The 18,234-nt window shown below is 70.4% G+C and carries 18 protein-coding genes; 10 read left to right on the top strand and 8 right to left on the bottom strand.

The window, feature by feature from the left end; genetic code table 11:
* Window positions 1-13: 13 nt before the first annotated feature.
* The 3 genes from V1460_RS26945 (at window position 14) to V1460_RS26935 (ending at window position 2,438) form a co-directional block, all read left to right on the top strand.
* Window positions 14-490: a DUF5304 domain-containing protein gene (locus tag V1460_RS26945; protein ID WP_338676206.1), complete on the top strand. Its 477-nt coding sequence runs from the start codon at window positions 14-16 to the stop codon at window positions 488-490.
* Between the two features lie 61 nt (window positions 491-551).
* Window positions 552-1,493 (top strand): ROK family glucokinase, encoded by a 942-nt coding sequence (locus tag V1460_RS26940; RefSeq protein WP_338676205.1) that lies wholly within the window; start codon window positions 552-554, stop codon window positions 1,491-1,493.
* A 174-nt stretch (window positions 1,494-1,667) separates the two neighbouring features.
* Window positions 1,668-2,438 carry an endonuclease/exonuclease/phosphatase family protein gene (locus V1460_RS26935; protein ID WP_338676204.1) on the top strand — a complete coding sequence of 257 codons (771 nt, stop codon included), beginning with the start codon at window positions 1,668-1,670 and terminating at the stop codon, window positions 2,436-2,438.
* A 26-nt stretch (window positions 2,439-2,464) separates the two neighbouring features.
* Here V1460_RS26935 and V1460_RS26930 read toward each other — a convergent pair whose 3' ends face one another.
* Together V1460_RS26930 and V1460_RS26925 are read right to left on the bottom strand one after the other, a co-directional pair.
* Entirely contained in the window at window positions 2,465-3,160 is a 696-nt protein-coding gene (locus tag V1460_RS26930) for a hypothetical protein (RefSeq protein ID WP_338676203.1), read from the bottom strand.
* On the bottom strand, window positions 3,153-3,950 hold the full coding sequence (locus tag V1460_RS26925) for an alpha/beta fold hydrolase (RefSeq protein ID WP_338676202.1): 798 nt from the start codon (window positions 3,948-3,950) through the stop codon (window positions 3,153-3,155). Before V1460_RS26925 ends, V1460_RS26930 begins: the two co-directional genes overlap by 8 nt.
* A gap of 335 nt (window positions 3,951-4,285) precedes the next feature.
* Here V1460_RS26925 and V1460_RS26920 point away from each other — a divergent pair, with 335 nt between their 5' ends.
* The 4 genes from V1460_RS26920 to V1460_RS26905 all read left to right on the top strand — a co-directional run bounded on the left by V1460_RS26920 (window position 4,286) and on the right by V1460_RS26905 (window position 8,257).
* Entirely contained in the window at window positions 4,286-5,074 is a 789-nt protein-coding gene (locus V1460_RS26920; RefSeq protein ID WP_338676201.1) for a lysophospholipid acyltransferase family protein, read from the top strand.
* A gap of 52 nt (window positions 5,075-5,126) precedes the next feature.
* The gene (gene macS, locus V1460_RS26915; RefSeq protein ID WP_338676200.1) at window positions 5,127-6,368 is read left to right on the top strand and encodes a MacS family sensor histidine kinase; all 1,242 of its coding nucleotides are present in this window, start codon (window positions 5,127-5,129) and stop codon (window positions 6,366-6,368) included.
* Window positions 6,365-7,072, top strand: coding sequence for a response regulator transcription factor (locus tag V1460_RS26910; protein WP_338676199.1), 708 nt, complete (start codon window positions 6,365-6,367; stop codon window positions 7,070-7,072). The genes macS and V1460_RS26910 overlap by 4 nt, the downstream gene beginning before the upstream one ends.
* Before the next feature lie 156 nt (window positions 7,073-7,228).
* Window positions 7,229-8,257: a 6-phosphofructokinase gene (locus V1460_RS26905; RefSeq protein WP_338676198.1), complete on the top strand. Its 1,029-nt coding sequence runs from the start codon at window positions 7,229-7,231 to the stop codon at window positions 8,255-8,257.
* A 90-nt stretch (window positions 8,258-8,347) separates the two neighbouring features.
* On the opposite strand, the gene V1460_RS26900 is transcribed toward V1460_RS26905, so the two are convergent.
* The gene (locus tag V1460_RS26900; protein ID WP_338678219.1) at window positions 8,348-10,255 is read right to left on the bottom strand and encodes an anthranilate synthase family protein; all 1,908 of its coding nucleotides are present in this window, start codon (window positions 10,253-10,255) and stop codon (window positions 8,348-8,350) included.
* 257 nt (window positions 10,256-10,512) lie between these two features.
* Window positions 10,513-11,055 (bottom strand): hypothetical protein, encoded by a 543-nt coding sequence (locus V1460_RS26895; RefSeq protein ID WP_338676197.1) that lies wholly within the window; start codon window positions 11,053-11,055, stop codon window positions 10,513-10,515.
* Between the two features lie 206 nt (window positions 11,056-11,261).
* Between V1460_RS26895 and V1460_RS26890 the strand changes: the two genes are divergently transcribed.
* Both V1460_RS26890 and V1460_RS26885 read left to right on the top strand, forming a co-directional pair.
* Entirely contained in the window at window positions 11,262-12,608 is a 1,347-nt protein-coding gene (locus V1460_RS26890) for a class II 3-deoxy-7-phosphoheptulonate synthase (RefSeq protein ID WP_338678218.1), read from the top strand.
* Between the two features lie 198 nt (window positions 12,609-12,806).
* Window positions 12,807-13,121, top strand: a complete 315-nt coding sequence (locus V1460_RS26885; protein WP_338678217.1) for a (2Fe-2S)-binding protein — start codon at window positions 12,807-12,809, stop codon at window positions 13,119-13,121.
* A gap of 11 nt (window positions 13,122-13,132) precedes the next feature.
* Here V1460_RS26885 and bfr read toward each other — a convergent pair whose 3' ends face one another.
* A complete protein-coding gene (gene bfr / locus V1460_RS26880; protein WP_338676196.1) occupies window positions 13,133-13,612 on the bottom strand; it encodes a bacterioferritin in 480 nt (159 codons plus the stop codon).
* A 156-nt stretch (window positions 13,613-13,768) separates the two neighbouring features.
* Between bfr and V1460_RS26875 the strand changes: the two genes are divergently transcribed.
* Complete coding sequence (locus V1460_RS26875; protein WP_338676195.1) at window positions 13,769-14,401, top strand: sulfite oxidase-like oxidoreductase; 633 nt, start codon at window positions 13,769-13,771, stop codon at window positions 14,399-14,401.
* A gap of 27 nt (window positions 14,402-14,428) precedes the next feature.
* Here V1460_RS26875 and V1460_RS26870 read toward each other — a convergent pair whose 3' ends face one another.
* The 3 genes from V1460_RS26870 to V1460_RS26860 form a co-directional block, all read right to left on the bottom strand.
* Complete coding sequence (locus V1460_RS26870) at window positions 14,429-15,283, bottom strand: deoxyribonuclease IV (RefSeq protein WP_338676194.1); 855 nt, start codon at window positions 15,281-15,283, stop codon at window positions 14,429-14,431.
* A 16-nt stretch (window positions 15,284-15,299) separates the two neighbouring features.
* On the bottom strand, window positions 15,300-17,258 hold the full coding sequence (gene pknB / locus V1460_RS26865) for a Stk1 family PASTA domain-containing Ser/Thr kinase (protein ID WP_338676193.1): 1,959 nt from the start codon (window positions 17,256-17,258) through the stop codon (window positions 15,300-15,302).
* A 176-nt stretch (window positions 17,259-17,434) separates the two neighbouring features.
* A complete protein-coding gene (locus V1460_RS26860) occupies window positions 17,435-18,229 on the bottom strand; it encodes a thiazole synthase (protein WP_338676192.1) in 795 nt (264 codons plus the stop codon).
* Window positions 18,230-18,234: the final 5 nt, after the last annotated feature.

Here is an 18,234-nt window from a genome sequence, read left to right as displayed (position 1 = left end):
CCAGGAGCGCGCCATGAGCGATGCCACCGAGCGTCCCGCCGCCGATGCCGACGCCTGGGCCGAAGCGTGTGCCGAGGACCTGGCGGCCGAGCGAGCCCGCCGCAGGGAGCAGCAGTACGGGCACGGCGGCGGCACCGGGTCCGCGGCGGAGGAGCTACGCAAGTTGATGGATGCCGTGGCCGACAGGGTGTCCTCATTGCAGAACCCGCTCTTCGGTATGGCGGCACAGGGTGCCGTACAGCAGATGATCAGCCAGGCCAAGGCTGCCGTCGAGCCGGTCATCGAGCGCAATCCGCAGGTCTTCGACCATCTCGCCGCCGCCGGAAGCGAGCTGCTCGCGGCCTACCGCTCCGCCGTCGAGGGTCATGAGCGGCGCTGGACGCGCGGCGATACCCAGGGCGTGACCCCGGACGAGAAGCCCGGCGGGACACCCGGCGAGCGGCGGGACGGCCCCGACGACGGGCCGCGCGAGCAGATCGACCTGGACTGAGGCGGGGGGTCCCTCGGGTACGGTTGGCCCTAGCGGGGCACGACCGAAAACTGAGGGACATATGGGACTCACCATCGGCGTCGACATCGGCGGCACCAAGATCGCGGCCGGCGTGGTTGACGAAGAGGGCACCATTCTCGAAACGCACACGGTGCCCACTCCGCCCACAGCCGACGGGATCGTGGACGCGATCTGCGCGGCCGTCACCGGAGCCGGTAAGGGGCACGACATCGAAGCGGTCGGCATCGGCGCCGCCGGCTATGTCGACGACAAGCGTGCCACCGTCCTCTTCGCACCGAACATCCAGTGGCGCCACGAGCCGCTGAAGGACAAGGTCGAGCAGCGCGTCAGCCTCCCCGTCGTCGTGGAGAACGACGCCAACGCGGCGGCGTGGGGTGAATACCGCTTCGGTGCCGGCCAGGGGCATGAGGACGTCATCTGCATCACGCTCGGCACCGGCCTGGGCGGAGGCATCATCATCGGCAACAAGCTGCGCCGCGGCCGTTTCGGCGTGGCGGCGGAGTTCGGCCACATCCGGGTCGTCCCGGACGGGCTGCTGTGCGGTTGCGGCAGCCAGGGCTGCTGGGAGCAGTACGCCTCGGGGCGCGCCCTCGTCCGGTACGCCCAGCAGCGTGCGGGCGCGACCCCGGAGAACGCACGGATCCTGCTCGGACTCGGCGACGGCACGCCCGCGGGCATCGAAGGCAGGCATGTCAGCGAGGCGGCGCGGCAGGGCGACAAGGTGGCCGTCGACTCCTTCCGCGAGCTGGCGCGCTGGGCGGGGGCCGGACTCGCGGACCTGGCCTCGCTGTTCGACCCGTCCGCCTTCATCGTCGGCGGCGGTGTCTCGGACGAGGGCGATCTGGTTCTCGACCCGATCCGCAAGTCCTTCCGCCGCTGGCTGATCGGGGCACAGTGGCGCCCGCACGCCCAGGTGCTCGCCGCCCAGCTCGGCAACAGGGCAGGCATGGTCGGCGCCGCCGACCTGGCCCGCCAGGGCTGACCCGTTCGTACGCGCGCGTGCCCGCCGTCCCCTTCAGCCGGGGACTGCGGGCACTCCGTGTACCAGGGCCCGGTGGCCGTGTGCCACGGCTGCGCGGCAGTGCCGCGTACCGCACCCGTGTACCTCGGTACGGTCCGGCGGTCAGGTGGCTTCGCACCCCGCTATCTTGACCGCATGCCGACGCCGCCCGAGCCCCACACCCTTCCCAACTCCCGTACCGAGCCGGATGGTTCCGCGGTCGTACGGGCGCTCAGCTACAACATCCGCTCCCTGCGGGACGACGAGGACGCGCTCGCCCGGGTGATCCGCGCCTGTCGGCCCGATCTGGTGTTCATCCAGGAAGCGCCGCGCTTCTTCCGCTGGCGCAAGCACGCCGCACGCCTCGCGGCCAAGAGCGAGCTGGTCGTACTGGGGGGTGGCGCCACCGCCGCGGGGCCGCTGTTGCTCTGCTCGCTGCGAGCGACCGTGGAGCGCACCGAGGACGTATTGCTACCACTGACTCCCGGCCTGCACCGCCGGGGCTTCGCGACCGCCGTCGTACGGTTCGGGCGGGCCAGGGTCGGACTGCTCGGCTGCCATCTGAGCCTGAACGCCGCCGAGCGCTACACCCAGGCGGGACTGCTGCTGGAGCGGCTCGGGGCAATGGGCGTACCGCAGGCCATCGTGGCCGGGGACATCAACGAACCGCCCGACGGCCCCGGATTCCGCCGCATCGCGGCCGAGCTCCAGGACTGCCGGCAGGTGCGTCCCTGGGGTGGCGAGCACACCTTCACACCCGACACCCCGAACAAGCGCGTCGACGCCGTCTTCGCGACGCCGGGCATCGAGGTACTCGGCTGCGGGGTGCCGTCGGACCACCCCGGCGTCAGCGCGGCCGACCTGAGGGCCGCGACGGACCACCTGCCGGTGCTGGCCGCTCTGCGCATCCCGGTGCCGACGGGCTGAGCACGGCCAGGCAGACAGTTTCTGCCTCAGACCACAGCGCCGCGCCCCGGGTCGTCGTCCTCCTCGTCGTCCCCGTGCGACATCCGTGCCACCAGGGTGATGAACCCGCCGACGAAGCCGCCGACCCCGAGCGTGGTCAGCCACCACGTCATGTTCCAGCCGAGCAGCACGGCGAGCAGCAGCAGCACCGGGCCGCCGATCACAGCGAGCCAGGCGAACTTGGCGGTCGTGTCGGCCTCGGGCAGCGGCGGCGGCTCGGGCGGCACGAAGTGGCCCTCGTCCGAATCGCCGGGGTCGTCGTCGCTCGCCTCGGGCACCTGGTAGTCGCGTGGACCCGTGCCGGGACCGACGCCCGGTGCGAACACGATCGAGCTGCCCAGCGGCTTGACGGAGCCGGGGCCACGCTCGTCGTCCCCGGCACCGCCGTCGTCCTCGGAAGCCGACGGCCTGCTCTTCGCGAACTTGTCCGGCTTGTCCGGATTGGCGGGCGTGGTGGGCGTGTCGGGGCCGTCGGGCCCGTCGGTCCCTTCCGGTGTGCGGTCCGGACCGTTCAGGCCGTCCGGAAGCGCCAGATCCTCGATGGATCTGAACGGCCTGGAACCCGGCGGATCCGCCGGCTCATCGCCGTAGCCCGCGACGATGGCCGCCCATGCGGCCTCCTCGTCGATCGGCCGCGGCTCGGGGTCGCGGTCGTCACGGTCCGCGTCGTGCTGCTCAGCCACCGGATGTGCTTCCCTTCTCCCCGCCGCTCGGAGACTTCACGGCATCCGGAGCGAGTCGGCCGACGAACGCGTAGCTCTCCTCGAAAATCAGCTCCGCGTCATGGTCCAACGTCGCCACGTGGTAGCTCTGTTCCAGCAGGATCTCCTTGACGTCCCGGGACGACACGCGGCTGAGGATCCTGGCCGAGTCGACGGGCGGCACCACATGGTCCTGCGGGCTGTGCAGCAGCACCATCGGCTGGGTGACCTGGGGCAGTTCCCCGTCCACCAGCTTGAGGAATTCGCGCAGGGAGTGCGCCGCGCGCAGCGGCACCCGGTCGTAGCCGACCTCGTCCGAGCCCTCCTTGGCGATATCGCTGGCGATGCCCTTGGTGCTGGGGATCAGATACCGGGCCACCGGAAGCGCCTTGGCGGCAAGACCGTGCATCTTGTTGGCCGGGTTGACCAGCACGATGCCGCTGATCGCGTCGCCGTGCTTGGCCGCGAGCCGCAGCGTCAGCGCACCGCCCATGGAGAGGCCGAAGACGAAGACCCGACCGCACCGCTCCGTGAGCGTGCGCAGTTCCCTGTCCACCTCCGCGTACCAGTCCTGCCATCCGGTCAGCTGCATGTCCTGCCAGCGGGTGCCATGGCCGGGCAGCAGCGGCAGCGACACGGTCAGTCCGCGCTCAGCCAGGTACTCCGCCCAGGGGCGCAGCGACTGCGGGGCACCGGTGAATCCGTGGCAGAGAAGGACACCGACTTCGCCACCCTCGTGGTGGTAGGGCTCAGCTCCAGGCAGTACCGGCACCGGGCGTCTCCTGTTCGTTGAGAGGCAATGAGAGGCAATCGCAAGACGATCAAGATCAAGATCAAGATCAAGAGCGAGAAGGAAAGGCAGGGCATCGCAAGGACCGCGGGGGAACTCGGCAGTGGACCGGTTCCGAGGCGGGGTCCAGGCCCCGACCCGAATCCGAAGTCGATCCGCCGGCGATCCGGAGGTGCCTTCACGTTACGCGACCGCGCTGACACCGACTAGGTCCGAGGGTGCCTCAGCGCGGCACCGGGAGGCAGGGCGTCCTACCCGTACGGGTTAAGGTCTTTGCGTCGGACACCAGGAAGGCATGCGAGTTGATCTACGGCGCCATGAAGTTCTCCCTCGGAGGGTCGCTGAAGCTTGCCTTCAGACCCTGGGTGGAGGGCCTCGAGAACATCCCCGCCGAGGGGCCCGCGATCATCGCGAGCAATCACCTGTCCTTCTCGGATTCCTTCTTCCTGCCGGCGATGCTGGACCGCAAGGTGACCTTCATCGCCAAGGCCGAGTACTTCACCTCCCCCGGACTGAAGGGCAAGCTGACCGCCGCTTTCTTCAAGGGCGTCGGCCAGCTCCCGGTGGACCGTTCGGGTGCGCGCGGCGCGGGTGAGGCGGCCATCAAGAGCGGTATCGACGTGATCAAGCGCGGAGAGCTGTTCGGCATCTACCCCGAGGGCACCCGGTCGCCCGACGGGCGGCTCTACCGCGGCAAGCCGGGCGGTCTCGCCCGGGTGGCGCTGGCGACGGGCGCACCAGTCATCCCCGTCGCGATGATCGACACCGAGAAGATCCAGCCGCCCGGGAAACTCCTGCCCAAGCTGATGCGACCGGGGATCCGCATCGGCAAGCCGCTCGACTTCAGCCGCTACCACGGCATGGACCACGACCGCTTCATCCTGCGCTCGGTGACCGACGAGGTCATGTACGAGATCATGAAGCTCTCCGGTCAGGAGTACGTGGACATCTACGCCACCGCCGCCAAGCGCCAGATCACGGACGCGGAGAAGGCCGCGAAGGCGGCGGCGAAGGCAGCGGCCAAGGAGCCCGCGCCCCGGCAGTCCGCGGCATCCGGCACCGAGGACGCCACCACGGAGGCCACGGAGGAACGGCGCGGCGCCTGACAGCGCCGGTCCGCCCGCCCGGAGACGGGCGCGAGGGCGGCGGAGGGGGAACATGCCCAGACGTGAGCGGGTCGTCCGGATGTCGGTCGAGCTGCCGCTTTGGCGCGCCCTGACCGCATACCGCCTGCTGACGGCGGGTTACGCCGTGTTGCTCTTCGTCTTCGGCCGCGTCAGGTTCGAGCGCCCTTGGGTGGCCATCGCCTATCTCGCGGTCCTGGGCATGTGGACCCTGGTCACCCTCCCCAAGGTGGCCAATGCGGCGAGCTGCACCAAGCGGTTCCTCACAGCCGACATCACCGTCGCCCTCACCGGCATCCTGCTCACGCCGCTCGCCGACACCGACGCCCAGCGGATGGACCTGCCCACCCTGCCGTCGATCTGGACGGCAGGGTCGGTCCTCGCGTTCGCGATCAAGGGCGGCTGGCGCTGGGCCGGTTTCGCCTCCTTGCTCGTCGCGGTGGCCAACATCATCGAGCGCGGCGAGCCCAGCCGCGACACCTTCCACAACGTGCTGCTGGTGTGGGTCGCCTCGATCGGCATCGGGTACGTCGTGGAGATCGCCCGCGCGTCGGAACGCACCCTGGCTCGTGCCCTGGAGATCGAGGCGGCCACCCGCGAGCGGGAGCGGCTGGCCCGCGACATCCACGACAGCGTGCTCCAGGTGCTGGCGATGGTGCAGCGACGCGGCACCGCGCTCGGTGGGGAGGCCGCCGAGCTGGGCCGGATGGCGGGTGAACAGGAAGTCGCCCTGCGGACCCTGGTCTTGGGCGGACTGCTGCCCATGTCACGGGTCTCGGAGGACGAGACCCAGGGCGCGCTGGTACGGGTGGTGAACGAGCCCGGAGGCCCGGCGGACGAGGGGGACGGGGCCGAAGGCGACGGGGCCCCGCGCGATCTGCGCACCCTGCTCACCCGGTATGCCGGAGCCGGCGTCACCCTCTCCGAACCGGGTGCGCCCGTGCCGCTTCCGCCGCGCGAGGCGCGTGAGCTGGCAGCCGCTGTCGGTGCCGCCCTGGACAATGTCCGCAGGCACGCCGGTGACGGGGCCCAGGCCTGGATCCTGGTGGAGGATTGGTCGCACGAGGTGATCGTGACCGTACGTGACGACGGCCCCGGCATCCCGGAAGGGCGGCTCGCCCAGGCCGAGGGGGAGGGCAGGCTCGGAGTGGCGCAGTCCATCCGCGGCCGGCTGCGGGACATCGGCGGGACGGCCGAGCTGGTCTCGGTGCCGGGGCAGGGAACGGAAGTCGAGCTCAAGGTCCCGCGCGGGACACGGGGGAAGGCGAAGCGATGACGAAGACCACCGATGGGCCGGACACGGCGGAGACCGCGGAGGCGCCGATCCGGGTCATGGTCGTGGACGACCACCCGATGTGGCGGGACGCGGTCGCCCGCGACCTGACGGAGGCCGGCTGCGACGTGGTGGCCACGGCCGGCGACGGACCGCAGGCGGTGCGGCGCGCCCGTGCCGTCTCGCCCGATGTCCTCGTACTCGACCTCAACCTCCCCGAGATGCCCGGTGCCCAGGTCTGCAAGGAAGTCGTCGCGGCGAACCCGGCCCTCAGAGTGCTGGTGCTTTCGGCGAGCGGTGAGCACGCGGATGTACTGGAGGCGGTGAAGTCGGGTGCGACCGGCTATCTGCTGAAATCGGCCAGCACCGAGGAGTTGATCGACGCCGTACAACGGACCGCCGTCGGCGACCCGGTGTTCACGCCCGGCCTCGCGGGGCTGGTCCTGGGGGAGTATCGGCGGTTGGCTGCGGAGCCCGTGCCGGCGACCGGCGCCGACCAGCCGAAGGCGCCCCAGCTCACCGAGCGCGAGACCGAGGTGCTGCGGCTGGTCGCGAAGGGGCTGTCGTACAAGCAGATCGCCGAGAGGCTCGTCATCTCGCACCGCACCGTGCAGAACCATGTGCAGAACACCCTCGGCAAGCTCCAGCTGCACAACCGCGTGGAGCTTGTGCGGTACGCGATCGAGCGCGGGCTGGACGACGCCTGATCACACCGATCACTCGTCCGAGCGAATCGAGGCAGACCGGCGCACGCCGACAGCCGCCTGTTGTATGGGATTTCAGCCGACACACCGTCCCGGAGTGACCTGGGTCACTACTAGCGTGGTCCCCCTATGCCACCACCGACGGCGAAGGGAACTTCCATGCGGGTCGGAGTACTGACCGGGGGCGGCGACTGCCCGGGTCTGAACGCGGTCATCCGCGGCATCGTCCGCAAGGGCGTCCAGGAGTACGGATACGACTTCACCGGCTACCGGGACGGCTGGCGCGGGCCATTGGAGGGCGACACCGTCCCGCTCGACATCCCCGCCGTGCGCGGGATCCTGCCCCGGGGCGGCACCATCCTCGGCTCGTCGCGTACCAACCCGCTCCAGCAGGAGAACGGCATCCGCCGGATCAAGGAGAACCTCGCCAAGCACGAGGTGGAGGCCCTCATCGCGATCGGCGGTGAGGACACACTCGGAGTCGCGGCCAGGCTCGCCGACGAGTACGGGATCAACTGCGTCGGCGTGCCGAAGACCATCGACAACGACCTGTCCGCCACGGACTACACCTTCGGGTTCGACACCGCGGTCGGTATCGCCACCGAGGCCATCGACCGGCTGCACACCACCGCCGAGTCCCATATGCGGGTGCTGGTTGTCGAGGTGATGGGACGCCACGCGGGCTGGATCGCGCTGCACTCGGGCCTCGCGGGCGGCGCGAACGTCATCCTCGTCCCGGAGCAGCGCTTCGACATGGAACAGGTGTGCGCCTGGGTCACCTCGCGCTTCCGTGCCTCGTACGCGCCGATCGTGGTGGTCGCCGAGGGCGCGATGCCGAGGGACGGCGACATGGTCCTCAAGGACGAGACCCGCGACTCCTTCGGGCATGTGCGCCTCTCCGGCGTCGGCGAGTGGCTCGCCAAGGAGATCGAGCGCCGCACCGGCAAGGAGGCCAGGACCACTGTGCTGGGGCATGTCCAGCGCGGCGGAACCCCCAGCGCCTTCGACCGCTGGCTCGCGACCCGCTTCGGCCTGCACGCGATCGACGCGGTGCGCGACAGGGACTTCGGGAAGATGGTCGCGCTGCGAGGCACGGACATCGTCCGTGTCCCGATCTCCGAGGCGACGGCGAAGCTGAAGACGGTCGATCCCTCGCTCTATCGGGAGGCCGGAGTCTTCTTCGGCTGATGGCACGTCCGAAGCCGAAGCCGAAGCCGGCCCGAGGCTCCGCCCGCAGCCGCCGGGCGGGCCCCGGGCTGCCGGCTTCGGCTTCGGGCCCTACACCGAGGGCTCCCTGACCAGCCCCTTCAGCAGTGCGCGCACGATCTCCGGGCCCCGCAGGGTCAGCACCGACTCGGGGTGGAACTGGATCCCCGCAAAACCGTCCCCGCGCAGCGCGTGCACCTCCTTCGTCCCCGTGTCGCGGCTGACCTCGATCCCGAGTGCCGACAGCCGCTCGCGGGCCTCCTCGTCGCACACCGCCGTGAAGCTGTTGTAGAAGCCGACCGTCTCCTCGTCGCCGAAGAGACCGATCCGCGCCTGGGCACCCTGGAACGGCGTCTCCTTGCGGGCGATCGGCAGGCCGAGTTCCGCCGCGATGAGCTCGTGGCCCAGGCAGACCCCGAGCAGCCCTTGGCTCCCGCCGGCACCGCCCCTGCCCAGCAGGTCGGCCGTCAGCGAGCGCAGCTGGCGCATCCTGGGATCGCCGCCGTCCGACGGGTCGCCCGGTCCGGGGCCGAGTACGACCGTGCCCTCGTGGGAGAGGGCCGCTTCGCGCACTCCGGGCTCGTCGTAGCGGCGTACGGTCACCTCCAGGCCCGCCCCGCGCAGCACATGGGCCAGCATCGCGGTGAAGGCGTCCTCGCCGTCCACCACCAAGGCGTGCCCGCTGACCTGCGGAGGCAGGGACTGCATCCGCAGCCAGAACGGCGCCAGTTCGTTCCGGCGCGCGTCCAGTGCCGCCCGTACCCGGGGGTCGTCGGCCAGCCGCCGGCGTCCCGTACCGGCATCCCGTGGGACGGTGCCGGGGCGCACCACGCCCAGCGCGGACAGGACCGCCGCGGCCTTGGCATGGGTCTCCGCCACCTCGGACATCGGGTCCGAGTGCCGGACCAGCGTCGCGCCGACGGGCACGCGCAGCGCACCCGACGCGGAGATGTCCGCGGTGCGGATCAGGATCGGCGAGTCCAGGGTCTGCGCCCCGTTCGCGTCCTGTCCGAGCAGGGCCAGGGCCCCCGCGTAGTAGCCGCGCCCGGTGGGTTCGTGGCGGGCGATCACCCGGCAGGCGTTCTGCACGGGGGAGCCGGTGACCGTGGCGGCGAACATGGTCTCGCGCAGCACATCCCGCACGTCGAGCGAGGAGCGTCCGCGCAGTTCGTACTCGGTGTGCGCGAGATGCGCCATCTCCTTGAGCCGCGGGCCGATCACCACGCCGCCCTTGTCGCCGACCGTGCACATCATCTTCAGTTCCTCGTCCACCACCATGGAGAGCTCGTCGGTCTCCTTGCGGTCGGCGAGGAAGTCCAGCAGCCCGTCCACCGACGGCCCGCCGGCCGGATGGCGGTACGTTCCGCTGATCGGGTTCATCACCACGGTCCCGCCCGACATCCGGACATGCACCTCGGGGCTCGCGCCCACCAGGGTGCGGTCACCGGTGTGCACGACGAACGTCCAGTACGCGCCGCGCTCACCCTCCAGCAGCCGCCTGAACAGGGCGAGCGCGTCGGACCTGTCGAAACCGGGGATCTCGCCCGTGAAAGTGCGCCTTACGACGAAGTTCGCACCCTCGCCCCGCCCGATCTCCTCGTCGACGACGCGGCGCACCGTCCGCGCGTACTCCTCGTCCCCGATGTCGAAGACACCGCGCTCGACCCGCACTTCATGCCCGGGCAGGCGGTCCAGCAGCTCACCGGTCGTCAGCTCGTACGCCTCCTCCGCGACCAGCACCGCGAGCGGGGTGCCGTCGTCGCGCACCTCGAAGCCGCGCTCCCTGATCTGCCGGAAGGGCACCAGCGCGAGGGAGGGCAGCCCGCCCACCGGGACGTCGGCCAGGCACCGCGCCTGGTGGACCGGGCCGATCAGCACATCGACGGTGTCCCGTTCGCGGCCGGGAGTACGCCTGCGCAGCAGCGCGAACGGGCGGAGGGGACCCGCGTCGTCGTCCAGGAGTCTGCCGACGATGTCCATGGGGCCCATGGGATGAAGCGGTTTCATCGGGTGCAGCGGTTTCATCGGGGGTTGTTCCTTCCACGGCAGAGGAGTGCGTCAGGGAGGAACGACCCCGGAAACGGAAGAAGGCCGCCCCTCGGGCGGCCTTCGCGATGATCGTTCGGATCGTCTCGGATCCTCAGTGTGCACGCGCGATGAGGTGGGCCGCCGTCTCAGCGGGCCACCACCGGTTCCGGTCGGTCAGCGCGTACATGCGAGGCACCTTAGCAGCGCGCTCAGAACAGTGCGACGACGATCGAGGTCAGCAGCTGGGCCACCAGGCCGAGCAGCAGCACGCCGATTCCGCCGACGAAGACCAGCAGGGCGTATCCACCGGGTGCCGGGGCCACACCGCGCCAGGCCACGGCCGACAGCCACAGACACGCCACCGCTCCCGGGGTGAGCAGCAGGGCAGCCCAACTCGCATACGTCACGAACTCGACGGGCGAGGGTTCGAAGGCCGCGCCGTCGGTCAGCCGCACCTCGACCCGGCTGCCCGCGGGGTAGTCCTCGGCGGCTCCCACCAGCACCACATCGTCCTGGGAGGCGGAGCCGCGGCTGCCCGCGGCTGCGAAGGCGCCCTCGCAGTCGACACCGGGCAGGCTGCCGCCGATGTCGTGGTTGCCGTGGCACTCCGACACGGTGAGGACCCCGTCGGCGGGGCCCGAGCCCGTCACCGCCGTCAACCTGGCACCGAAGACCAACCAGACCCCCCAGATCGACATACCGAGGCACAGCACTGCCCCGGTGATCGCCGCTGCCGCCCGCGCATTTCGCACGTCGCCCTAACCGCCCACGCCGCCGGTGTCCATGTCAGTCCCCCATCTGCGGGAGAGGCTATACGGCGTGATCCGGCCCGCGTCCCCCGGGCTTCCGCGCAGAGCGGGAGGAGCGTGGCAGGGCTCACTGATTGGCGAAGGTTGTCTCAAAAAATGGGCAGAGGTCTGGACTCCCCGCGCGACCCCGTAATGTTGTCGGGGTGACCGTGAACGCTAAGACCACCGACACCGGTGGCAACACCTGGCGAAACCTGCCCGCGGCGCAGCAGCCCGAGTACCCCGATGCCGAGGCTCTGCGCGATGTGATCGCGGACCTCGAGTCGTATCCGCCGCTCGTCTTCGCGGGCGAGTGCGATCAGCTGCGCGCCCGGATCGGAGCCGTCGCCAGGGGCGAGGCGTTCCTGCTCCAGGGCGGCGACTGCGCGGAGGCGTTCGACGCCGTGTCCGCCGAGCACATCCGGAACAAGCTCAAGACCCTGCTCCAGATGGGCGCGGTGCTCACGTACGCCGCGTCCGTGCCCGTCGTCAAGGTGGGAAGGATCGCCGGGCAGTACTCGAAGCCGCGTTCCAAGCCCACGGAGACCCGCGACGGGTTGACCCTGCCGACCTACCGGGGCGACTCCGTCAACGGCTTCGAGTTCACCGAAGAAGCCCGTGTCCCGGACCCCGAGCGCCTGAAGCGGATGTACCACGCGTCCGCCTCGACGCTGAACCTGGTCCGTGCCTTCACCACCGGTGGCTACGCCGACCTGCGCCAGGTGCACGCCTGGAACCAGGACTTCGTGAAGTCGTCCCCGTCCGGCCAGCGCTATGAGCAGCTGGCGCGCGAGATCGACAACGCGCTGAACTTCATGAAGGCCTGCGGCACCGACCCGGCCGAGTTCCGCACCGTCGAGTTCTTCGCCTCCCACGAGGCACTGCTCCTGGACTACGAGTCGGCGCTGACCCGCACCGACTCCCGTACCGGCCAGCTGTACGACGTCTCGGGCCACATGGTATGGATCGGTGAGCGCACCCGCCAGATGGACGGCGCGCACATCGAGTTCGCCTCGAAGATCCGCAACCCCATCGGGGTGAAGCTGGGGCCGACCACGACGGTCGACGAGGCTCTCCGGTACATCGACAAGCTGGACCCGGAGCGCGAGCCGGGCCGGCTGACCTTCGTCGTCCGCATGGGTGCCGACAAGGTCCGCGACCGGCTCCCCGACCTGATCGAGAAGGTCACCGCGTCCGGTGCCACGGTGGCCTGGGTGGCCGACCCGATGCACGGCAACACCTTCGAGGCGGCCTCCGGGCACAAGACGCGCCGCTTCGACGACGTGCTGGACGAGGTCAAGGGCTTCTTCGAGGTGCACAAGGCGCTCGGTACGCACCCCGGCGGTATCCATGTCGAGCTCACCGGCGACGACGTCACCGAGTGCGTGGGCGGCGGTGACGAGATCTTCGTGGACGATCTGCACCAGCGCTACGAGACGGCCTGCGACCCGCGGTTGAACCGCAGCCAGTCACTGGACCTGGCGTTCCTGGTGGCGGAGATGTACCGCGACCAGTAGTGATCACGGACGGTGATCGCTCGCCGTCACCCGACATGACTGTGGGGCGCGGATCCTTGTGATCCGCGCCCCACAGTTGCGTCCGGGGCTTTTGCCACCCCAGGGCGGCGGGTAAGGTTAGGTTAGCCTCACCGATCATCGGGATGGCGCCACTGTCGATCCGATCCGACGATCCGATCCCATCGGGAGGTGAACCGCGTGTACGTCTGCTCGTGCTTCGGCATCACCGAGAAGCAGGTCAAGGAGCACGCGGAGGCCGGTGCCTGCACCCCCCGCCAGATCGCCTCGGTCTCGAAGGCGGGCACGGACTGCGGTTCCTGCGTCCGTCGGATCCAGGGGCTGCTCGGACGCGGCGCGTGCCCTCGCCGGGAGCTCCTGGAGAAGGGCGACAGTGCCGCCGCGCTGTCCGCAGGCCCTGACGCGCCGCCTGGCGAGTCGGACGACGGCGCGTCCGCCGTCGAGCTGCCGGCACCCGCGCCTGAGTTCCCGCAGGCGCTGCCCGAGGCAGCCTGAGTCCGGCCCGATCAGCTCTCGGGCTGCTCGATCAGCTGGGCGATGTACAGCGGCTCCCCGAGCTTCTCGACCAGCTCGAGCTGGGTGTCGAGGTAGTCGATGTGGTGCTCCTCGTCCGCCAGGATCGACTCGAAGATGTTGGCCGAAGTGATGTCGCCCTTGTTCCGCATGATCTCGATCCCGCGCCGCAGCCGGTCGATGGCCTCGACCTCGACCTGCCGGTCGGCCTGGAACATCTCGGTGACCGTCTGCCCGATCCGCACGTGGAAGAGTCGCTGGTAGTTCGGCAGGCCGTCCAGGAACAGGATCCGGTCGGTGAGCACCTCCGCGTGCTTCATCTCGTCGAACGATTCGGCCCGGGTGTACTTGGCGAGCTTGGTCCAGCCGAAGTTCTCCTGCATCTTCGCGTGCAGGAAGTACTGGTTGATCGCGGTCAATTCGGCGGTCAGCTGTTCATTGAGGAACTCGATGACCTCAGGGTCGCCCTGCATCGCAGAGGCTCCTTCCGCGCGTGTGACTGGGGCAGGATGGGCGCATCCTCGCACCGTGATCCATGGCCGTCCAGTAAGTGCATGCTTAGTAGGAGTTGCCCGAATCGGCCCAGACCTGGTCATGACCACCCCTCCCGGTCTGTCACCATGGATGGCATGGGTCAGCCGGAGAGCCGGGAAATACGCGAGTCCGAGCAGTCCGGGCTACCTCCGGGGCAGCGATTGCAGCGTGGCTGGCCCGTCACCCACTACGGGCCCGTACCCAAGTTCAAGGCCGACCGCTGGGAGTTCCGGGTCTTCGGCGCCACGGCGGACGGCGAGAAGCGCTGCTGGAACCACGAGGACTTCTCGGCGCTGCCGTTCGCGACGATCGTGGCCGACCTGCACTGCGTGACGAAGTTCAGCATGCTGGGGGCCGAATGGGGCGGTGTACCCGCCCGGACGATCGTCGAGCTCGCCCCGCCCGCCCCGTCCGTCACCCATGTCATGGTCTGGGCCGAGTACGGCTACAGCGCCAATCTGCGACTGGCCGACTTCCTCTCCGACCGTACGATTTTCGCCACCCATAAGGACGGTGAGCTGCTCACCGCCGAACACGGTTTCCCGCTGCGGCTCGTCGTCCCGCATCTGTACGCCTGGAAGGGCCCGAAGTGGGTGAGGGGTGTGGAGTACATGACCGCCGATCGCCGCGGCTTCTGGGAGGAGCGGGGCTATCACAACCTCGGCGATCCCTGGCGGGAGCAGCGTTATTCCTACCAGGAGGAGCCGGGGGACGGCCCCGAGCTCTGACCGCGCGCCGACCGCGGCCGCCGGTCGTCAGGGCGGGCGCAGTCGTTTCAGCCGCGCCACGTCCGCCGCGTAGGCCTCCTGCGGACCCGGGGTCTCGATGACCAGCGGCACGCCCTCCGCGGCGGGATGCGCCATCAGCTCCGCGAACGCCACCTCGCCGATATGGCCCGCGCCGATGTTCGCGTGCCGGTCCCGGTGCGAGCCCACCGACTCCTTGGAGTCATTGGCGTGGACCAGTTTCAGTCGTCCCTGGCCGACCGTGTCCACCAGCAGATCCAGGGTCTCCTTGACCCCTCCGGACGCGGCCAGATCGTGGCCGGCGGCGAAGACATGGCAGGTGTCCAGGCAGACGGCCAGTCTCGGATGGGCGTCCAGCGCCGCGAAGTACGACCCGAGGTCATCGACCGAGGAGCAGAGTGAGAAGCCCTGCCCGGCCGTGGGCTCCAGCAGCAGCTGGGGATCGTCGTCGTGTGTCAGTTCGTCGAGCAGCGGCAGCACCAGCTCGCGCACCTGCCGCAGAGCCATCTCGCGGGAACGGCCCCCGGTCGCCGAACCGGTGTGCACCACCACACCCAGGGCGCCGATCTCCCGGCCGCGGCGCAGTGAGTGCCGCATCGACTCCACCGACTTCTCAGCGGTCGCCGGGGTGTGCGAACCGAAGTTGATCAGATACGGGGCGTGTACGTACACCGGTATGCCGCCGTCCGCGCACTCTGCGCGGAAGCGGTCGTCCTGCGTCGGGCTCCCGGGCGGTGTGGCCCAGCCGCGCGGATTGGCGACGAAGACCTGGACGGTCTCGGCGCCGATCTCGCGCGCGTACGCCAGGCCCGTCCTGGCCAGGCCGCCGGCCACGGGGACATGGGCGCCGACGGGATTGCGCATGGCTCCGAACCCTCTCTCAGAATCCCTTGGTCTTGATGGTGACGGTGCTGCCCTCGGGAGCCTGCCCGCCTCCGGCCACGGACTGGCTCTGGACCTCGGTGCCGAGGAACGGGAAGCTCCGTTCGACCTTCACCTCGAATCCGGCGGCCTTGAGCTCGTCGGTCGCCGAGTCGACATCATCGCCGATGACGTCCGGCACCCGGATCATGCGAGGGCCCTTGGAGACGGTGAGCGTGACGGTGTCCCCCGCGGCCAGCCGGGCGCCTTCCGCCGGCACCTGAGCGGCGACCGCACCCGCCTGCTCGGGGGAGTGGACGCGCTCGGGCGCGATCCTGACCTTCAGCCCGGCCTCCTCCAGTGCGGCCGTGGCGTCGTCCACGGTCTCGCCGACGATTCCCGGGGCGCCGATCGGCGCGCCCTTGCTGACGACCAGCGCCACCGCCGAGTCCGCGCGCACACCGATGCCGGCCACCGGATCCGAGTCGGTGACGGTGCCCTGCGCGGCATTCTCGTCGAACTTCCTGGTGACCGCGCCCGGAGCCAGACCGGCCTTGCGCAGGGCATTGCGCGCGTCGGCGAGGTTCAGCCCCTGCAGCTTGGGGACGTCGACGATCTCGGGCCCCCGCGAGATCACCAGCGTCACCGAACCGTTCTGCCGGATGCGCTTGCCCTGTGCGGGGTCGGCGGCCATGACGGTCCCGCGCTCGTAGATGTCGCTGTAGTCCTTCCTGGACGGCTCGACGTCCAGGCCGGCGTCGGTGAGGCGCTTCCTCGCCTCCGCCTCGGTCTTGCCGAGTACGGAGGGCACCCGGGTGAATTGTCCTGAGTTGACGTACCAGACCCCCGTGCCCACCCCGAGGAGCAGCAGCGCGGCCACGACCACCGCGAGCACGCTCCGGCGGGGGCGCTGCCACCGACGCGGCGGAGCGAAGCCCTCGGGGGCGTCGGCCGGCAGCACCAGGCGGCTGGTGTGCTCGACGCCGCCCTGCTGGGCGGTCCCGTGCCCCACTGCGCCGTGCCCCGCCGGGACCTGCCCCGATGGGACCGCACGCGGGATCACACTCGTACGGTCGCCGGCGGCGTCGTGCTCCACGGCTCTGGACTGCGGCGGTACGGCGTCGAGCTGCGCGTCGCTCAGACCGGCGCGCGCCCCGCGCGTGAGGGCCAGCAGCGCGACCGCGTCGGCCGGGCGTGACTGTGGATCGCGGCCGGTGGCGGCGGCCACCAGCGTGTCGAGCTCGGTGGGCAGCCCCGGCACGGCGGCGGACGGTGCGGGCACGTCCTCGTTCAGATGCTGGTAGAGGACCTGAGCGGGGGAGTCACCGGTGTGCGGCTTGGCGCCGGTCAGCATCTCGTAGAGCATCACGCCACAGGCGTACACATCGGCCTCGGTGCCGGCCGTGCCCGACTCGATCTGCTCCGGTGCGAGGTACGACACGGTCCCGAGCACCGAGCCCGTGGTGTTCGTCACGGAGCCCACGGCCCTGACCAGGCCGAAGTCGGCCACCTTGACCCGGCCGTCGTCGCCTATGAGCACGTTCTCCGGCTTCATGTCGCGGTGCACGAACCCGGCCCGGTGGGCCGCCCCGAGTGCCGCGAGTACCGGCTCCAGGATGTCCAGCGCGGCCCGTGCCTGGAGCGCGCCACGTTCCCGCAGCACATCGCGCAGATTGCACCCGGGGACGTACTCCATCGCCAGGAAGACGTACGCGCCCTGCGCCCCCTGGTCGTACACCCCCACCACATTGGGGTGGGACAGCCGGGCCACGGACTTCGCCTCACGGATGAAGCGCTCGACGAAGGACGCGTCCGCGGCGAGTTCCGGGTGCATCACCTTGAGGGCGAGTACCCGGTCGAGCCGGATGTCCACGGCCCGGTAGACCGTGGCCATCCCACCGACGGCGATGCGCGCGTCGACGCGGTAGCGGCCGTCGAGCAGCTGCCCGACGAGAGGGTCCTGAAGGGTCGTATCCACGCAGGCGAGTCTACGAGCCGTTCAAGGGACCGTTCTCCCTCAGGACCGCCCCCGGCACCGTACCGCAGCGCGCCTGTGACGCATCGGGAGTGGAAGCCCGCCCCCGGTGGGTAGCCTCAGCGCCCGTCGGCCGCCCACGGGCCACCGACAGCGCGCCACGGCACGGGATCGGCCGCTCAGAAGGCCGGGCGCTCCGGATCCAGTGCGGCGCGCCCTTCGACCGGGGATGACGCCTGGGCGAAGTGGCGGCGCGGGATCCTGCCCGCGCGATGCGCCAGGCGGCCGGCCTCGACCGCGTGGCGCATCGCCGCGGCCATCAGCACCGGCTCCTGCGCGCGGGTGACCGCCGAAGCGAGCATCACCGCCGCGCAGCCCAGCTCCATCGCCAGGGCCGCGTCCGATGCGGTGCCCGCCCCCGCGTCCAGGATCACCGGGACATCGGCCTGCTCGGTGATCAGCTGGAAGTTGTGCGGGTTGCGGATGCCGAGCCCGGAGCCGATCGGTGAGCCCAGCGGCATGATCGCCGCACAGCCGACCTCCTCCAGCTTCCGAGCGAGCACCGGATCGTCGTTGGTGTAAGGCAGCACGAGGAAGCCGTCGTCCACCAGCACCTCGGCGGCGTCGAGCAACTCCACCGGGTCGGGCAGCAGGGTGCGCTCGTCGGCGACCACCTCCAGCTTGATCCAGCGCGTGCCCAGCGCCTCCCGCGCCAGCCGTGCCGTGAGCACCGCCTCGCCCGCGGTGAAGCAGCCGGCGGTGTTCGGCAGCACCCGGATGCCCAGCCGTTCCAGCACCGACAGCACGGAGCCCCGTACGGTCGGATCCAGCCGCCGCATCGCCACGGTCGTCAGCTCCGTGCCGCTCGCGACCAGCGCGCGCTCCAGGACGTCGAGACTGGGCGCCCCTCCCGTACCCATGATCAGCCGGGACGAGAACTCGACGCCGCCCAGGGTGAAACGGTCGTCCGCCACGGCCC

Source organism: Streptomyces sp. SCSIO 30461 (assembly GCF_037023745.1).
Lineage (GTDB): Bacteria > Actinomycetota > Actinomycetes > Streptomycetales > Streptomycetaceae > Streptomyces.
This window is presented reverse-complemented; position numbering and strand designations above follow the sequence as displayed.